We start from the raw sequence: 17,023 nt of genomic DNA on the forward strand, positions 1-17,023 counted from the left end.
TGACGCACTACCACGCATACGCCTCTGGTGCCTCGCCACCGGGACCCACCCAAATCTCATCGAGTTTCGCGAGGACTTCATCGTCCAGTTTCAGTGCCAAGACGGATAAGTTCTCCTCAAGTTGTTCGATCGTCCGCGGTCCGATAATCGGTGCTGTGATGTCTGAATTGCTGAGCACCCATGCCAGGGCAACGTTAGCAGGAGGCTCTCCTATTGAGGCGCAAAGGGTTTCGTATGCTTCAAACTGTGATCGATGCGTCGCAATCGTTTCTCTGTGCGATTCCCTGCCCCGTCGACCGGTGGTCGGGTTATCCAGCACACCGCAGAGCAATCCACCGCCCATCGGGCTATACGGAATCACCGCCAAGCCGAGTTCGCGGCAACACGGTAGGACTTCAAGTTCGATTTTCCGGCTGCGGAGATTATACACACTCTGTTCTGAGACGAGTCCGAGAAAATTGCGTTGCTTCGCAATACCTTGGGCATGTGCAATGTGCCACGCCGCAAAGTTGCTGCTCCCGACGTATGAAATTTTGCCTTCACGGACCAATTGCTCCATCCCCTGCCAAATCTCATCCCACGGTGTTCGGCGATCAATATGGTGCATCTGATAAAGGTCGATATGATCGGTTTGCAGACGACGGAGACTGTCTTCGCATGCCCGACGGATATGGTAAGCAGATAGACGACCGTCGTTAGGTCCTTCACCCGTCGAACCGTACAATTTGGTCGCCAGAACAATCTGATCGCGCCGACTTTTATCTTCAGCCAACCAGTTTCCAACAATCGTCTCCGTTAAACCTTCATTATAGATGTTAGCGGTATCGAAAAAGTTAATTCCGGCTTGCAGTGCCCGACTCAGGACTGGCAACGAATCTTCTGCGGACGTATGTCTCCCAAAATTGACGGTGCCAAGACAAAGACGACTCACCTGTAATCCAGTTCGACCGAGATAGGTATATTCCATAGCGATTGCTCCTGTATGAATGTTGGGACTCTTGAATCTGGCAGCTCAAAAATGTCTGTCAATCATTTTATCAAATCTCGGATTTTTGATTAACAAAAATCTTGTCACGCCGATAAAGGTATGATATATTTGTCTCAGAATTTACGGAGTTTCAAGAGCAAGGGAGGCAGTTCATGCGAATCGCAGTCGGTTGTATCGGACACGAAACCAACACATTCTCACCCGTCCTGACAACTATTGATAACTTCAAAAAAGGGAGTTACCATCGCGGTGACGAAATCATCAACGCGTTCCGCGGCACCCGAACCATTACCGGGGGTTTCCTTGATGTCGCGGAGCAACTCAATTTACAACCCGTCCCGCTTCTGTGGGCGTTCGCGACACCCTCGGGCATGGTGGAACACGCCGCGTATCAGACGCTGAAAACGGAGTTCCTGACCCTGCTACAGAACGCTGGAGAACTTGACGGTGTGCTTCTTGACCTACACGGTGCGATGGTAACAGAGGAACTTGAAGATGCCGAAGGGGACCTGATGCAGGCAGTCCGTGAAACGGTAGGTGAAACATGGATCGTCACAACGCTCGACCTACACGCCAATATCACTGAGAAAATGGCGCACTACGCCGACGTTATCATCGGGTTCGATACCTATCCGCACGTAGATTGCTACGAACGCGGGTTTGAAGCCGGACAACTCCTCTTCGGTATGAACCGAGGTAACGTTCAACCGACGATGGCATACCGTCAACTCCCCTTACTGACCGCACCGCCTGCGCAGTGCACAATGAAATCTCCAATGACAGAAGTAATCAACGCACTGCACGCCCTTGAAACCGAGCGGGGTGTTGTGACAGCAACCCTTTCCATGGGCTTCCCATTTGCGGATATAACGGATGCTGGCGTTTCAGTTCTCGTTACGACCAACGGGGACATGGCACTCGCAGAGACACACGCTGACCGGTTCGCAGCACATATCTGGGAAATGCGTGATCGGTTCACTTTCAACCTACACAGCGTGGAAGCCGCAATTGGAATCGCACACCAAACAGACGGTAATCCGATTGTTCTCGCTGACGGCGCGGATAATCCTGGGGGCGGTGGTCCCTGTGACGGCACAACGATTCTACGAAAGTTTATAGAAGCAGACGTGCAAGACGCGGTGATTGCGGTCATTGCGGATCCCGAATCGGTTGACCAAGCGGTGAAGGCGGGGGTCGGAAATCGCGTTCAGTTGAACGTCGGTGGTAAAACGGACACACAACACGGCGCACCGGTCGCCCTAACAGGGTCAGTCAAAGCACTCTCTGACGGCAGATTCATTCTTAAAGGTCCAATGGGACGCGGCACCGCTGGAAACATGGGCAGAACCGCCGTCGTCCAAATCGGTGGGATTGAGATTATCCTCACGGAAAGACGGATCCAACCTTACGATGCACAGGTTCTTCGGAGCGTTGGGATTGAACCGAAGGCGCGTAAACTCATTGCCCTCAAATCCGCTGTTCATTTCCGCGCAGATTACACACCCATTGCGCACCAAATTTTGGACGTGGATACCCCGGGCGTTCACAGCCCGAACCTGTTTAATTATGACTATCAGAAATTGAGGCGACCCATTTACCCGCTCGATCCAACCCTTACCTATGGTAAAATCGACGCAACCTAAAAGGGGACTGTCTTTCTTTTATAGATAATCAATCATCCATTCAAATGAGAAAAAATATGATAGAAAAGCGTGTCACTGGAAACTACGAAATGAATCTACTGTTGACTGGAGAATCAACCCTTGACCCCGTCAAAGTCTTCTTCTCTGGGGACACCGCGTTAGGTAAAAGGGGGTCCCTTGCTATCTCCAAGGACGGATTCAAGGTTGTCCGCGAAATCAACACCGACACGCAAATCTGGAAAACTTATGATAACATTGGAAAACCACCGTGGAAGGTCAAGATTCTGAAGAAAGGCAATTTTTTCAGGTTTTGGATCAATGACACAACCGGTTGGATCCGCGGTCCATTGGGTGAATGGGAAGATATTTACGAACCGACCAACAACTATCTTGGCGTTGAAATACCATCAGGCATCCAACTCCAATCCTGCACCGTGACAACCCTCCCATGGCTCCAAGAGATTAGCAAACCGGTCATATCCCGTGGTCCCAAAGGTTCTTTCTATGAGAAACAGATCATCCCGGGTGCGATTATAGAATATGATGGTTTGTATTACATGTACGTCATGGCAGGAATGGCAGGCGACGAGGAGGGATCTTCAAGACGGACAATCGGAGTCGCTATGAGTCCTGACTTAAAGCAGTGGAGGGGACATGTTGAACCCCTTATCTCCTATCTCGACACGCCGTATGATAATCTCTATGTTAGCGGCGCTGTCGTTACCGATGACGGACGTGTTGCGATCATGTTCTCTGCGCAGAAGTTTCCAGAGTGGCAAGGATTCATGTTAGCCATGGCGGATCATCCGATGGGTCCATTCACTCAGTATGTGGACAATCCAGTCTATAAACATCCCACGCATGCGCACGAGTTTGATCTCGTTCACGCTGAAGGGTTACCGCATCGCTATCTCCTTTTCTACGCGGGATTTACGCCGGAACCTCAACACGGCCCCGCAGGCGATCGCGGGTACCTCCTATACAGCGACGATTTGGTGAACTGGCACCTCGATAAACAGAATCCGGTCTTTAGTCCCGAAACGTTGGACAACTGGGACGCGATTCACGTCCGACCGAGATCTCTGAATCGGATTGGGGATATGTGGTATCTGTGGTATGAAGGATGTAATACATGGAAACCGGAGGGTGTGTCGCATCACGGTTGGTGGGATACGGTAGGACTGGCCCGCTCAAAAGACCTCGTCAACTGGGAATACTACCCGAGAAATCCTGCGCTGCCCGGTCTCGGCATCAACGCCGACCAATTCGACAGCAACTGGGTCGGTTGGCCCCGTATGTTCGTCAAAGATGGTATCGGATACGTCTTTTACACAGGAAACGCTCAAGTCGGATTACGGACAATTCCGTTGAACGATCTCACTAACTGGCAGACAGAAGGCGGACAAACCTTCGATTTGCTGTAGCACACACGTTTCCTGTAGGAGCGAGCTTTGCTCGCGAATTTGCCAACTTTACTTCTTTTTCACTTTTCCCCACATTGTCGTTAGCAACTCCGGCTGGGGTGAAACAGGCAACGCATACGCCGGGTCAAACCAATCTCCACCGAGATTCCACTCGGTATGTGTCATCTGTGTTTGAACGCCACTGTTTAGATTGATTTTGAAAATTTGAAATCGTCCCATAATTTCTTGTGTATAGAGGAGTTCATCGCCATTTGGTGATAACTTGGGAATTTGTGCGTAATTGCCCGCTTCATCGACAAGTTGTTTGAGTCCGGTGCCGTCTCGGTTGATACTGTAGATGGTCTGTTTATTTTTCCATGCGAGAGGCGCGCGATCAGCCCGCGGGTTGAAGTCCGGTGGGAACGGATGCTTGTTCCAAGAAAAAACAAGTTTGGCACCAGTGGTAGCCCAAGATGGTCGATGTTGCCAAGACATCGCTTTCTTCGGTAGGATAACTCTTCCATGCCTCATAACTTAAAGACACATTTATCGGTGAAAAGGGTGCATACTGCTAAAAAAAAAATGGAAAATTGTTTCAATCCTTTGACAGCGGAAATCCCGTTGGTTCTACGCGAGTAATTCCCACAAACAACAGGGTTCCTTTACAGCCTCACCTTACTCCTTCTTCACTTCCGCCCAAGTTGTTGTGAGTGTCTGTTTCGTTGGCTGAACAGGCAACACCCCCGGATCAAACCAATCGGCGCAAAAATTGTGATCACCACGGGTGAGTTTTTGGGTTTGACCCGTCCGCAAATTGATTTTAAAGAGTTGCGTATGATTTCCGATTTTCTGTTGATAAAGAAGTTCCTCTCCATCTGGAGACCAAGCGGGCTGGGACACCCTCCTACCCTTCTCAGAAACAATCTGCCTGAGTTCCCCACCAAAGCGATTCATCGTGCAGATTGTCCCTTTAGGGAGATCCTTTCTCATTAATGGAACGTGGGCAAAAGCAATTTGGTCGCCATTCGGAGACCAAGCCGGTTCGTCCATTCGCAGCCAAGGCTCCGGATGGATCGTTTCTCGATCACCAGTCTGTGGGTTAGCAAGTCGAAGTTGGTAACTTAGGGGATCTATGGCTTGTGTTAAGTGAAACGCGATCTGTGTTCCGTCAGGAGACCATGCTGGCTCCCCCCCAAGCCAACCTGTCGAAGCGACCCTCCTGGCATTGCGCCCAATCAATCCCCGCAATATAGATAGCCCATTCAGGAAGCTGTGTGTAAGCAATCCATCTTCCATCGGGAGACCATACCGCATATTCTCTATGTGCAAGCGTCTTAAACACTCTCCGCACATCTGTCCCGTCCGCATCCATAATGTAGATGTCCCATTTCCCATCGCGATCGGAGGTAAAAATAATCTGTTCGCCTGTTGGTGACCAATGGGGTGCCATATCACGCGCAGGGCGATTGGTTAATCTGACCGACTGACTCCCGTCTGGATTCATCATATAAATTTCCACATTGCCATCACGGGTAGAGTTAAACACGATTTTCGCAGTTGCTGGAGCGTTTGCCAAAACAGGACATATCGTCTCACACAACAGCATCAGATTGAGTCCAAAAAAGACAGATAAACATGAGCGGTTCATAAGATTCTTCCTCCATCTGGTATCATCAGGTAACTAACCCCTCAAAAAGGAGTTCCCCAATGCCTATTGTATTACTTTTCTGTGAAATAGACGACTTTTTTTCTGCCACTTGAAAAATATCAAATTACCAGAGATATTTCCTGAAAAACGCGGATGCTCTCGAAAGCTACATGTCAGCAAGGTCATAACGATCTTAGTGAATTTTCATCAAAGTTAGTATCGGACTTTTAAGGGCTATTGAACGTATCACATCATTGACCGCCTCTAGAACATCTCGTATATGACAGCAAGTTTCAAACGACAAGCAATTTAATAGAAGTTTTTCGAGGCAAAGTTGATGCCAACAATGCCGCGAATATCATACGCTTGGAAAATGTCAAGATTCATCGGAAACGTTGCCTTGCATATGCCAGCCGTTCTGGAACACCTATATCAATCCAGCTTGCATCGGTACGCAATGTCCAGAGATCGGACACGTACGGGAAAACATCCCGTTCGACCGAGAAACTGTTCCGATCTTTGGAAAATGCATCGGCTATTGTTTCATCGAAAAGATACACCCCGCCATTGATGTATCCTGCAGAATAGGTTAATTGTTTCTCACAGAAGGTTATGATTTTCCCGTTTCTGTCGGATATAATCTGTCCGTACGGACGTATATCATCAACGTACACACTCAACAGCAATCCCGTCATGTCTCGGCGAAAGTAATTTGACATCTCTCGGAGCGAAAAGTTATTAAGGAGCACATCGCCGTTCAGGACGAAAAAGGGTGACGCGGTGATATATTTCATAGCGTTCCGGATCGCGCCGCCGGTACCAAGCCTTTTCACCTCTTTCGCATATCGAATACGCACACCGTTGTGGTAGATACCTACGCGTTCATAAAGCACATCGTGCAGATGCCCTGAGGCGAGGATGACCTCCTCGACCCCTGCCTCTTTCAGCAGTTGAACCTGCCAATCTAATACCGTCTGATCAGCAATGTCAATCAAAACCTTAGGGACCGTCTTCGTCGTCTCACCCAACCGCGTCGCTAAACCACCGCATAAAATAATAGCCTACATACTATATCCCTTTTAGCGGATCCCAGAATTAACAATACATATTCGTAGCATAGATTGTTAGTCTGGATTTCCTATCTGATGGACGATAAATGAGCAGGCACTTATGGTATAAATAACATAAGTGATAACTCATACTACAGCACCGAATCGGAGAGTGTGTCTAAAATGTGACACGCCCTCTCTTTGTCCCCATCGTATATTTCAGTGAGAAGCATCTCAGCCTGTAGGCGTGAATGAGATTTGAGAAGCTCCTTAGCAAGTCCAACCTCAATACTTTCTGCGAAATAGTGTGGACGCTGAAGTGCCTGAGATCGGACAGTCCCATGAGCACCATTATATGAATAGCAGAACAGATTAGGGAAAGAATTATAAGTGGGCATCGTCTGCGTCTCGATTTGCCGATGCGTTAACGCGTGAACAAGATTAGCAAATTGCGCTGAAATCGCATCAGCAGAAAAACCTTCCGCCAATTTCCGTCCATCCTTAGAAAGCCGATCCATTTCTGTCGGATCTGCTAATAATTGCTTCAGGAAATCGAGAACACACCTCAAGTATTCGCGGTTGGTGATTCCTCTCTTTGAATCTATAAAAGCACAAGCGTTCCCAAGCTCTGGCATAGCAATACTCGTCCCTATGAGCGTGGGGACTCCACAAGCTAAACTCTGAAACAGTAGTGAACTCGAACTTTGTAAGGTCGCATGGAAAAAGCAGGTATCCATGGCGTTGAATAGCATCGGGAGCAAGTGTGGATCTGTCCCGAATTGTTCGGTCTCTGTATAAAAAACAAGGTTACCGGGTAGATTATTTAAATACAGATCGGGTAATATAGGTGCGAATATGACAAAGAAGAGTTCTGGACACAATTGTGCCATAAATTTCCCAACACGATAATTGATTTCGGGAACTTCTCCAGCGATGATTCCAACAACAGGTTTTTGGAAGACCTCTTGCGTATCAAAAATGGCACTTATACATCGTTTTCCTACCATCTTTTCTTGATATGGTCGAAACCTTTCCAGATCAATCGGATCAGGGATAAAAGAAAAATCAACGTCAGACGACAATATCTCTTGAAACCGATGTATGAGCCAAGGCGCATCAACAACGATGGCATCAAAGGGACGCTTCGCTCCGTATATAGCCAAAACGAAATTTATAAAAGCGGCTTCGTCTCTAATCCCACCCTGGACACGCACAATAGTTGGAACACTATTCCAAGAAAAGAAAGGAATAACTCCATTCGCCTGCACAGATAAAAGCCCAAAATCAATAGGGGCGAACGCTATTGTTACATCATAGGTTGCGTTTATATAATAGGTTCGCGCGCGTTTAAGATCCGTTTCCATTGGAATAAAGTGAAAAACTTCATCATCGCGATAAGCTTCATCCCATTGATCTTTCGGAAGCCCAACGGTAACCTCCATATTCTGTGAAAGGGATTCTAAAAGCAGATAGATACTCCCATCCTCGGACTGTGAAGCCGGTATCTGACTTAGGAACGTCAAAAGGCGTAATTTTCGGTCCGCATCCGGGACGTAATGCCCTGCGTTCGACACAAGTAAATTTGATTCCGCAAAATACTTTAGGCGTTCAAACGCTTCAAAGATTTCTGCTTCAGTGTGTTGTTCTTTTAGGTGTCTGATGATTTCTTCCCGGCTCCTTGAACCGCACAATTCCAACACGTTCCAAACAACGGGATCAACACATACTACTTCATTTCGATCCAAGTCAACGACGTAGTTTTGATTGTCAATCTGAAACTTCTCTATTTCATGAAGTTTTACAGGAAAATCTATCATAAGTATCAACCTTTTATCAGCATCTATAAAGATGTTGCTTGCGTAAATCCATTGACGCGATTGAGAATATCAGCGACCGAGTGTCTGTCTTTCACGATGTGCATAAGGACCGCCTCCACTTCATGAACCGTCCGACGCTCCAATAACGTTAAAGCCAATGTCGTCTTCCAATCTTGATGATAACTACTGTGCATCAGCGGCTGCTGATTATGCTGCTCCGTTATGTTCGTCAAAATCGACTGGCACTGCAATCGGCCGTCTAATAAATCATAGGAAGGCACAAACGAAGTTTTGAAACGCGTTCGTGAAGAAAACTGCTTTTTTCTTTTCAGGCGTTCGTAGAGCCTGACGAGTTTCTTTGCGGTTGTATCCCATTTAAATTCCAATGCCCGCTCGCGAGCCTGTTTACCAAGTTTCATTCGACAGGCATCGTCATTCAAAAGTTCTTGAATCGCTGTCAAGAGTGCTTCGGGTTCAACATACCCGGCGAAACTGCCAATGTCTTGATCGAAGGTCTGACATGCCACAACGCGCCCCGCGTCTCCGACGACTTCTGGCAAACCCGCGAAGTTTGTTACGACGGGTGGCACCCCACACGCCATTGTTTCGAGAACAGCGTTGCCAAAAGCCTCCTCTCCAACGATAGAAGGGAAGCAATGGACATCAAAAGTATTTAAATACAACGGGAGCATCTCTCTCGGCGGCTGCTCGCCGATATAGATTAAATTCGGGGGTAACTTCTGGAGCTGATACGCATGTAAAGTCGGGGCAACCACAAAAAACAGGACCTCAGGAAGCATTTTGGCTATTTTGATAAAGATGCCCGCGCCTTTCTCAGGTTGGAAACGTCCAAAAAAACCGACGATCTTCTGATTTCTTATCTCTGGTCGATTGAGCATCTCTGCCACTTGAGAGCGAGCCTGTGCTTTATCCATCGGACGGAAAAGGTCCGAATCAACACCGTTGGGAATGACATGAAAACAGTCCGTATCAAGAACATGTTGTGCATAGAAATCTTTGATAGAGTGCGTTGGCGTTATGAAAGCATCATGTTCGTTCATTGCGGCATAAGTGCATAGGATAGAATCAATCATTGACCCGTTGTGTCCGCGGGGTGAGCCAAGCCGGCTTATCAGGGGAATTCCCGATGAAAATAGATGCAGTGGCATCTGTTCCACCATGTCCAATGGGATCATCGGTATGAAAATCCCATCAATCTGGTTTTGCTGAAGCTGAAATAAAAAATTGTGTCTTGAGGTGCCTCCGGAAAGGGTGTAAATCCCGTCTGAAATGACCTCCGATTTTGCGGCGTGGAAAAAAAGATCTGCATACTTCGACAGTGCACTCAGAATTTCTTTAGAGGCGAGACGGTATCCACTCTTAATGTATGTTTTATCTGACATCCACGTTTCAATAGGACTTGCCACGAGGATTCTGAGGCGGTTTTTCTTTTCGAGCGTTTCACGCCCCGTATCTCCAAGAAGAAGTCCCATTTCCTCATAACTGTGTAGCTGCTCAAGAGCCTGATAAATGAGTTGAGGCTCATACCTTTCAGATAAAACTTCGAAAATCTCATCTGTCGTTGATTTCGGGCACAGTTGTAGTATCTCCCAGACCAAATCGTCAGTTTCTAATACCTGTCCTACGTCTAAGTCAACGATGAAAAGCCGATCTTGACGCGTAAACGGATGCAACCGATGCGTCGGTTTTGGAGGTTGAAATAAGCGTTGTGTAGATGTCATAATGTATTCACCCTCATAAATTTTTAATTTGCTCCTTGTTTAAGTCTGCTCCAGAGGATTACCTTCTGGTTACTTCTCGGAGAGATATCAAAGTATCCTTCGGGTGCCCATGCCGGGTACATATTACTTGACATATCCACTTCCCCTATAAGAATAGGTCTCTCACGCCCGTTACCCATCGCGTCTATAACATAGATGTCAGCAAATTGGAACGGCCATGGATCATCTGAAAAAACATAAGCGATCCATTTACCGTCAGGTGACCAAGCAGGATAATAAATGGCTGGATTCGGAAAGCCCAATACCTTCATCGGTTTCAGTATGGGACCGCCTTGGGTGAGTTGGCGGAAGTTTTTGCCCTCTATGTTAATGGTATATAGGTGCATTCGCTTCTCATGAGGGATATGAAGTCCGAAAGCAATTCGTTTTCCATCGGGAGACCACGCACACTCACCGTGAAATATACCGTTGATCATCTGTATCTCTTTGTCATCAAGTCGTCTCAGTCTTTTCCCACTGGTGTCTATTATATAGATGCCTTTCCTTTCACCCCGCCCGCGAGAAACAAATGCGATCCATTGACTGTCAGGAGACCAAGTGGGGCGGCCGTTCTTTCCGCGGTCGGTTAATCGCCTCAGATTCGTGCCATCAATATCCATTCTGTAGATGTCCGCGTTCTGTTCATGACCGCCAGAAACAAAAGCAATCCATTTGCCATTAGGCGACCAAGCTGGAAAATAATCATCAACTATATTATGTGTCAATTGACGGTGTTCTTTTGTTTTGGTGTTTATCACGTAAATCTCCGAGTTTCCATCTAGGTCGTAGGTATACGCTAAGAAACGACCATCAGGCGACCATGTTGGCTGGAATTCACGCGCCGGATCAGTTGTGAGTCTATGGAGATTCCCACTATCCTTGTTTAGGATATAGATATCAGAGTGCCCCATTTGGTTGGAAGCAAATGCCAGAGTTCCAAACCCGGAGGCTTGTGCCCAAGTATTTATAAAGAATAGACTGTAGCCAAACATCAACACAATTCTAAGAATTGCACACGCAAGATTCCCTTTCATCAAAACAGGGAGAGTATCAATCGTCGGAAACTTCATAGTGGACTCCTTGCAAAGCGTTGAAGGGTCGATCCTGCTGAAGAAACAGCAAGACCGACGATAATAGATTGATGTACTTAGTGATCAACGCACTCTGAGTGCCATTCACCTATACACCCAGCGAACGGAGACCAGTCATCACACCAAAACAGACAGATTTCTCCGTCAGGACAACCTCCAGGATTACAATTGAAATGGGCGTGGGCGGTCGGTGTTAGCATTGATTGCGCCAACAACAAACTCCCACTTGCGATACCTAATGTGAGGGGTGCCTTGACCCCTACACGCCCTTCCTCGGACGCGAGGAAGTCACGGAATTTATCGCGAAGGTTCTTTTTCATATCGGTTTCTCTCCTTTCCGCCAGTGCTTCTGTTCCGGCAAGATTGGATTCCCAAAACTGTTTGGGAACACCATCTCCAGGACGAACCCTATCGTTACGGGAGTGAAGCCCTCCCCCTGGACATGCTTTCTAAAGGATTTTCAATCTGTATGCCATTAGTCTTGTGTTTTGAGTTTCCCCCACGTGGTCGTCAAAAGAGATGGCTGGGGCGAGACCGGCAAAGCAAACGCAGGATCGAACCAATTCGCGCGGAGGTTATCCCCCCGGTGTGTCAGCTGTTCTGGGACACCGCCGTCCAAAATGGCTTTAAAGAGCTGTCTGGAGCCACGACCCTGATGATTGTAAATGTTGTAAATGAGTTCATTCCCGCGTGGGGACCAGGTAGGGTTAGACACTGAAGTGTTTTCTCCAGAATCAATAATCCTCTCCAGTCCGCTGCCATCTCGATTCACAATATAGATACTTTTGATATGCACTCCCACCTTACCCCCTAAAAAACCGTCCTCTTGCCTACCGGTCCAAGTAAAGGCTATCTGGGCACTATCGGGTGACCAGGTAGGTCTATACATCCAAATACTCTTTGGAAGAAGTTTCTCTTTTACATGCGTTTGTAGATTGATAATCTCGATTCTGACATCCGGAAATCTGAGATTGCCGTTGTCAGCCCAAACAAACTCCCCTGCCATAAAGGCGATTTCAGCACCGCTGGGAGACCACGCGGGCCATAAGCCATCCGTAAGTTTTTCCTCATTTTCTCCGTCAATTGAGGCGGTGTAGATAGAGAATGTGTGAAACCGGTGATAAGCAAGTGCTTTGCCATCAGGCGACCACGTTGGAAACTCTCTGCCTATTAATTTTTTGAATACCTGACGCACATTCGCTCCATCTGGGTCCATCAGGTAGAGATCCTCTATCCCATCTCGATCCGAGGTGAAAAGAATCTGTTCACCTGTCGGTGACCAGACAGGCGCGGCATCCTTGGCACGGTGCTGGGTTAAGTTTATCTGATCAGAGCCATCCGGGTTCATGCTATAAATCTCAAAGTTGCCATCGCGTCTTGATGTAAATATAACTTTGGCAGTTTCTGGGGCTTTTGCGAGAACAACGAAGAGGGGAACAAAGATAAGGAATGTGCTAAGCGCATAACATAAGCGTTTCATGAGGCTTTCCTCCATAATGTCTGCTGTAGAAAGTCATGATAAATTCCCTGGAAATTATCTGAGAAGTCGGTTCTACTGATAAAAAACAGCAGAACCGACGAAATGCACAATTTGGTGTGTTATCAATTAACACACGAAGAGTGCCATACCTCTACCCAGTCATTCACACCGGCAGACCATTCGTCTTCTATCCATTTGTCACACCGTTTTCCGGCATCGCAATCTCCATCGTCTTGACACTCCATATGTGCCTGAGCGGCATTTGGGAGTATAGTTTGTGCTAACAACAAACTCCCGCCTGCGATACCTACTGCGAGCGGTGCCTTGACCCCTACACGTCCTTCCTCGGAGGTGAGGAAGTCACGAAATCTATTGCGAAGGTTGCTTTTCATGTCGGTTTATCTCCTTTCTGCCAGTGCTTCTGTTCTGGCAAGATTGGATTCCCAAAACTGTTTGGGAACACCATCTCCAGGACGAATACTCTCGTTGCGGGAGTGAAGCCCTCCCCCTGGACATGCTTTTCAATGGCTTTTCAAAATCCTTATTGATTGTTCGGACGGTGTTTATCCAGTTCGTACACTGAGGTTACTGGCACGGTGTTCCACTTGCCCGTAACAACTGATTGGCACGGAATTTATGCCCATCAACGAAAATCGTCGGTGACGCTTTAACACCGAGTTCTGCGGCACGCTGAATGTTTTCCCGGAAAAGTTGTTCTGCTTCGGGACTGTCAAATAATGCTTGAATCTTTGCGACATCAATACCGTATTTCTCGGCACAGTCCTCCCAGCTCTTGTCCAGTTTTTTGCCTCGGCACAGAATATAGTCGAGATACTTATCGGGGTATTCTTGTGCTATGAGGAGCTGCCGAATGTTCTCTGCTACTTCAGGGTATCCATGTAGGCTCGTGAATGGCGTTACCTCTTGGAGAGAAACAGTCGCTTTCTCTTGGGCAATAAAGCGGAGTTTAAAGTCGATCGTATCGCCAAACTCCTTCACGATCGGAAAGACTTTCTCCTCCGCCTGAACACCGAACGGACAGTAACTCATTACGAAAAGTTCCAAGGTCGGTTTTCCCATTCGGGAAACCCGAGAGGCCAATAATTCCTCAAGGTTCATCGGTTGGCGACTGTGATCTACATCCTTGGTGTGGAGCGCTACCACTTCTGTAAACCCAGGCGAATGTTTTGTGTCGTGGCATGTAAGACAGAGAGATGTTTCCTCACCACTACGAATATTGCTCTTTTTGGGATTGCCGACGTGCTGCTTGCCGGGACCGTGGCAGGTCTCACATTGCACACCCTTAAATGTCGAAGTCTCATCCCCAATCTGAAAACCTGTCTGATAGCCGAAGCCGGTGGTATGACAGGAGACACAATTCGGATCGAAGTATCGTTCTTTTTTTACAAGGGTTTCAAAAGCGAAAGCGTGCCGTGTCACAGACCACTGGAGATATTCTTGCTCATGGCACCGCTGACAGGCAGTCGCTGAGACATATCCGTTTTGCGGATCCTGCTCCAATCGTTGTTCGGCAAAAAGAGGTTTATGTTCAGACGATTGTGCGGCCTTTTGATAAAAATCGGTAAGCAGTTGACGCACAGATTCATCTTCTGGGACATCACCTGTCAGTGCAAGTTGTGCTGCGTGATGACGACTCAGTTTCCCGTCTGCATTTACCCAGAGTGCCAAAAATCCTAATGTTTTCCCTTCAGATGTTGATCCGACCCAAAGAGGTCCGTCCGTTTGTTGTCTGTGTTCCATTCTTTCAGGACTGATAAGAATATCAGCATTGGATAGTTGTTCGGAAGGATGCGTCCCCAAGGCAATAGAAACATCTGCATTTGGCAATTCGCTCTCGGTTGAAGTAGATGCGATAAGAATAGAAAGTTCATCCACAGTTTTTACAATCGCTGCCTGGGTGTAAATGGCATTCTCGCCGAGAAATGGGAAGGATGCTGCAGCACGTTGTTCAATAAGATACGCATCTCCATAATTGAGATCGTTTTGACTCAGCGCGACCGCGTCGTATTCCATCATTGACATCGCCTTTAGGTTGATCTGACACCGCTGGAAATCTATATCCTCGGTGCCGTCGAAAATATCCCCTGCGTCAACCAAGAGTGTTGGAATCCCCTGCTTGCGAATTTCTGATACAAGATAGGCGCGCCTCGGTAGTCCGCCTGATTGCTCTTGATAGCATCCACACGGTTCCAGATGGCTTCTCGTGCCCCCCGTATACAAGATAACAACAGAAGGCGGTTCTGGGCTTTTGAGGACTGCAAGGACATTTTCAATGGAATCACCTATTGGCTGACGTGCCTGTTGCTTGATTTCTTGAATCTGTTGCTGTCTGCGGGATTCCGCCCAATGTGTATACAATGGTGGAGCCGCGATGGCAAGCGTTAGTAAAATTAAAGTGACAATAGCAAGTTTCATTTTAAAAGAACCTATTTATAAGGGAGATTATCCCAAGATGAAAGGGACCCTTACAGAGTGCCGTCAATAGCCCACCAAATGCGATGACGGGTGCGAAACGAATCGCGGGTTGAATCCGAATCTTGTTGTCAAAGTGGACAAAAGCATTTTCTTTAACTAAACTTTGTAATTCACTGATTGTTGCGGCGGAGAGTCCGACTGGATCAGTTGTTACGAGTTCGGCACCTTGGCGTTCATTTCTATCCATCTGTTTCTCATAACGGACACGACCGTCCTCCCCTTCCTTCTTGACGATGTGTTCACTGAGGATCATCCCTACTTGGAGGTGTGACACTTCAATTATTCGATCAAACGCCGCACTCGCTAATTGAAGCACGAACTGCTTGGCTACTACAAAAATAAGCAGATAAAACACCAAGAAAAAAGCAAGCCCACCCAACAGGAGTCCGAGGGTAGGCGCGTTTTTAAACATCAACCAGCTGCTGCCAAAGAGAACAACTACAACTGCTGTTGGGGTTTTCAACAATGCCCCCAATACCTTCTGGACACCGGCGAAAACAGTAAGCGTCAGCACAAGTTGCATCACCCGATCCAACTGCCATCCCACTTTTTCAAAGAGGTAAGTGAGTCCAGCACCGATGAGGATGAACTGAAGCAAACCATAGAGTTTCTCCAACACCGAATCACGATCAAGCGCGGACTTGGCAAGTTGAATGAGCACTGCACCTGTCCCCCGGACCCGGACTAACTTGACAATGAGATAGCCCACTGCGACAATGGTATAGGGGATGATGATATTGAGTGCCAGCACGATAGGTGGGAACATCAACATCTCTTGGATAGATCCAAACCACCATGAGGGGAGTATCAAACATAGACCCCAAAGAACTTAGAGTCGCCGGGTGAAAAGACACCAAATGTATAAAACCCGATGGCGATGGCACCGCTAATGGCAAAGAGTATTGTAATATTTAACGGCGTGGTTAATCCCAAGAACCAACCCATCAGTTGCCCGATGGTGCCTGCGTAAATGAGGCACATTGAACAGAGATTGGGTATCTTGTAGGTTCTTGTATCTGTATAGCAAGCATAACTACAAAAGGTAAGTCCAATAGCAAGCAGGATAATTTCGTAAGTTGCTGTACTCATAAACTTGTACTATTCCTGTTTCAGTTTGTTTCAGAGTGTTGTTAGAATTCCGTTAGAGCCAGGCTGCATAGGCTTTGATAAAAATTAGTATTTTCCATGTCTGAAAAGATTTCGGGATTGAATCCCGGGAGTACCAACAATAGACGCGGACTCGCCTTTTTATCTTTCTTCGGGAAAAGCACTGGAGACTTCGCGCAGCGAGTGAAGAGCAATCCCTGTTTTGCGTACCCGGTTAAGGTCTCAAACGCTTCCTCAATATCTTCATCGCTATATGCGGGCTTCAGTATTTCTGTTATCGCATCTGTAGTCCGGGTCTCCGACAGTTTCAGAATATCGACTATCACAGCAGAGATTTCTATGAGACTTGCTTTATCCAAGTCCACGGCGTAAAGCCGACCACCTTTTTTAAAGATATGGAGTTGATGAAGAGGTCTTGGAAAATCCAGCATATTGTCCATAACCTAAATTGTTCCCTTTAGTTAAACTAAAGTTTGGACAATATTATGATATTCAAGCTGCCTTGTCGAAAGGCAGCGTG

At 47.2% G+C, this 17,023-nt stretch carries 17 protein-coding genes; 2 read left to right on the forward strand and 15 right to left on the reverse strand.

The genetic code is table 11. The annotated features are described in order from the left end of the window. Positions 1-7: 7 nt before the first annotated feature. The gene (locus F4X88_02525) at positions 8-967 is read right to left on the reverse strand and encodes an aldo/keto reductase (protein MYA55147.1); all 960 of its coding nucleotides are present in this window, start codon (positions 965-967) and stop codon (positions 8-10) included. Positions 968-1,140: 173 nt separating this feature from the next. On the opposite strand from F4X88_02525, the gene F4X88_02530 reads away from it, so the two are divergent. Together F4X88_02530 and F4X88_02535 are read left to right on the forward strand one after the other, a co-directional pair. Beyond that, entirely contained in the window at positions 1,141-2,631 is a 1,491-nt protein-coding gene (locus F4X88_02530) for a M81 family metallopeptidase (GenBank protein MYA55148.1), read from the forward strand. Positions 2,632-2,687: 56 nt separating this feature from the next. Beyond that, a complete protein-coding gene (locus F4X88_02535) occupies positions 2,688-4,055 on the forward strand; it encodes a hypothetical protein (GenBank protein MYA55149.1) in 1,368 nt (455 codons plus the stop codon). A gap of 48 nt (positions 4,056-4,103) precedes the next feature. Here the strand turns inward: F4X88_02535 and F4X88_02540 are convergent, their stop codons facing one another. The 14 genes from F4X88_02540 to F4X88_02605 all read right to left on the reverse strand — a co-directional run bounded on the left by F4X88_02540 (position 4,104) and on the right by F4X88_02605 (position 16,943). Next, a complete protein-coding gene (locus F4X88_02540; GenBank protein MYA55150.1) occupies positions 4,104-4,565 on the reverse strand; it encodes a hypothetical protein in 462 nt (153 codons plus the stop codon). Positions 4,566-4,709: 144 nt separating this feature from the next. Continuing rightward, positions 4,710-5,402, reverse strand: coding sequence for a hypothetical protein (locus F4X88_02545; GenBank protein MYA55151.1), 693 nt, complete (start codon positions 5,400-5,402; stop codon positions 4,710-4,712). Beyond that, a complete protein-coding gene (locus F4X88_02550; GenBank protein MYA55152.1) occupies positions 5,203-5,682 on the reverse strand; it encodes a hypothetical protein in 480 nt (159 codons plus the stop codon). Before F4X88_02550 ends, F4X88_02545 begins: the two co-directional genes overlap by 200 nt. 383 nt (positions 5,683-6,065) lie before the next feature. Further along, a complete protein-coding gene (locus tag F4X88_02555; GenBank protein ID MYA55153.1) occupies positions 6,066-6,740 on the reverse strand; it encodes an NTP transferase domain-containing protein in 675 nt (224 codons plus the stop codon). A gap of 143 nt (positions 6,741-6,883) precedes the next feature. Continuing rightward, positions 6,884-8,548, reverse strand: coding sequence for a hypothetical protein (locus F4X88_02560; protein MYA55154.1), 1,665 nt, complete (start codon positions 8,546-8,548; stop codon positions 6,884-6,886). Positions 8,549-8,571: 23 nt separating this feature from the next. Then, the gene (locus F4X88_02565) at positions 8,572-10,290 is read right to left on the reverse strand and encodes a glycosyltransferase family 4 protein (protein ID MYA55155.1); all 1,719 of its coding nucleotides are present in this window, start codon (positions 10,288-10,290) and stop codon (positions 8,572-8,574) included. A gap of 23 nt (positions 10,291-10,313) precedes the next feature. Further along, complete coding sequence (locus F4X88_02570) at positions 10,314-11,399, reverse strand: hypothetical protein (protein MYA55156.1); 1,086 nt, start codon at positions 11,397-11,399, stop codon at positions 10,314-10,316. 77 nt (positions 11,400-11,476) lie between these two features. Beyond that, positions 11,477-11,740 (reverse strand): hypothetical protein, encoded by a 264-nt coding sequence (locus tag F4X88_02575; protein ID MYA55157.1) that lies wholly within the window; start codon positions 11,738-11,740, stop codon positions 11,477-11,479. Between the two features lie 155 nt (positions 11,741-11,895). Then, on the reverse strand, positions 11,896-12,915 hold the full coding sequence (locus F4X88_02580; GenBank protein MYA55158.1) for a hypothetical protein: 1,020 nt from the start codon (positions 12,913-12,915) through the stop codon (positions 11,896-11,898). Positions 12,916-13,022: 107 nt separating this feature from the next. Beyond that, complete coding sequence (locus F4X88_02585; protein ID MYA55159.1) at positions 13,023-13,292, reverse strand: hypothetical protein; 270 nt, start codon at positions 13,290-13,292, stop codon at positions 13,023-13,025. 193 nt (positions 13,293-13,485) lie between these two features. After that, positions 13,486-15,336 (reverse strand): thioredoxin domain-containing protein, encoded by a 1,851-nt coding sequence (locus F4X88_02590; GenBank protein ID MYA55160.1) that lies wholly within the window; start codon positions 15,334-15,336, stop codon positions 13,486-13,488. A 1-nt stretch (position 15,337) separates the two neighbouring features. Then, entirely contained in the window at positions 15,338-16,162 is an 825-nt protein-coding gene (locus tag F4X88_02595; GenBank protein ID MYA55161.1) for a hypothetical protein, read from the reverse strand. A gap of 41 nt (positions 16,163-16,203) precedes the next feature. Then, positions 16,204-16,485 carry a hypothetical protein gene (locus F4X88_02600; protein ID MYA55162.1) on the reverse strand — a complete coding sequence of 94 codons (282 nt, stop codon included), beginning with the start codon at positions 16,483-16,485 and terminating at the stop codon, positions 16,204-16,206. A 41-nt stretch (positions 16,486-16,526) separates the two neighbouring features. Beyond that, positions 16,527-16,943: a hypothetical protein gene (locus F4X88_02605; GenBank protein MYA55163.1), complete on the reverse strand. Its 417-nt coding sequence runs from the start codon at positions 16,941-16,943 to the stop codon at positions 16,527-16,529. Between the last annotated feature and the right edge of the window lie 80 nt (positions 16,944-17,023).

The sequence above is a fragment of the Candidatus Poribacteria bacterium genome, from assembly GCA_009839745.1.
Taxonomy (GTDB): Bacteria; Poribacteria; WGA-4E; order WGA-4E; family WGA-3G; genus WGA-3G.

Bases quoted from the DNA above. Each gene is read 5' to 3' on its own strand.
- F4X88_02560 (MYA55154.1), bottom strand. From the start codon at position 8,548: ATGATAGATTTTCCTGTAAAACTTCATGAAATAGAGAAGTTTCAGATT.
- F4X88_02605 (MYA55163.1), bottom strand. From the start codon at position 16,943: ATGGACAATATGCTGGATTTTCCAAGACCTCTTCATCAACTCCATATC.
- F4X88_02540 (MYA55150.1), bottom strand. From the start codon at position 4,565: ATGAGGCATGGAAGAGTTATCCTACCGAAGAAAGCGATGTCTTGGCAA.
- F4X88_02535 (MYA55149.1), top strand. From the start codon at position 2,688: ATGATAGAAAAGCGTGTCACTGGAAACTACGAAATGAATCTACTGTTG.
- F4X88_02565 (MYA55155.1), bottom strand. From the start codon at position 10,290: ATGACATCTACACAACGCTTATTTCAACCTCCAAAACCGACGCATCGG.
- F4X88_02595 (MYA55161.1), bottom strand. From the start codon at position 16,162: ATGTTCCCACCTATCGTGCTGGCACTCAATATCATCATCCCCTATACC.
- F4X88_02525 (MYA55147.1), bottom strand. From the start codon at position 967: ATGGAATATACCTATCTCGGTCGAACTGGATTACAGGTGAGTCGTCTT.
- F4X88_02580 (MYA55158.1), bottom strand. From the start codon at position 12,915: ATGGAGGAAAGCCTCATGAAACGCTTATGTTATGCGCTTAGCACATTC.
- F4X88_02545 (MYA55151.1), bottom strand. From the start codon at position 5,402: ATGCGGACGGGACAGATGTGCGGAGAGTGTTTAAGACGCTTGCACATA.
- F4X88_02575 (MYA55157.1), bottom strand. From the start codon at position 11,740: ATGAAAAAGAACCTTCGCGATAAATTCCGTGACTTCCTCGCGTCCGAG.
- F4X88_02530 (MYA55148.1), top strand. From the start codon at position 1,141: ATGCGAATCGCAGTCGGTTGTATCGGACACGAAACCAACACATTCTCA.
- F4X88_02600 (MYA55162.1), bottom strand. From the start codon at position 16,485: ATGAGTACAGCAACTTACGAAATTATCCTGCTTGCTATTGGACTTACC.
- F4X88_02585 (MYA55159.1), bottom strand. From the start codon at position 13,292: ATGAAAAGCAACCTTCGCAATAGATTTCGTGACTTCCTCACCTCCGAG.
- F4X88_02590 (MYA55160.1), bottom strand. From the start codon at position 15,336: ATGAAACTTGCTATTGTCACTTTAATTTTACTAACGCTTGCCATCGCG.
- F4X88_02550 (MYA55152.1), bottom strand. From the start codon at position 5,682: ATGAACCGCTCATGTTTATCTGTCTTTTTTGGACTCAATCTGATGCTG.
- F4X88_02570 (MYA55156.1), bottom strand. From the start codon at position 11,399: ATGAAGTTTCCGACGATTGATACTCTCCCTGTTTTGATGAAAGGGAAT.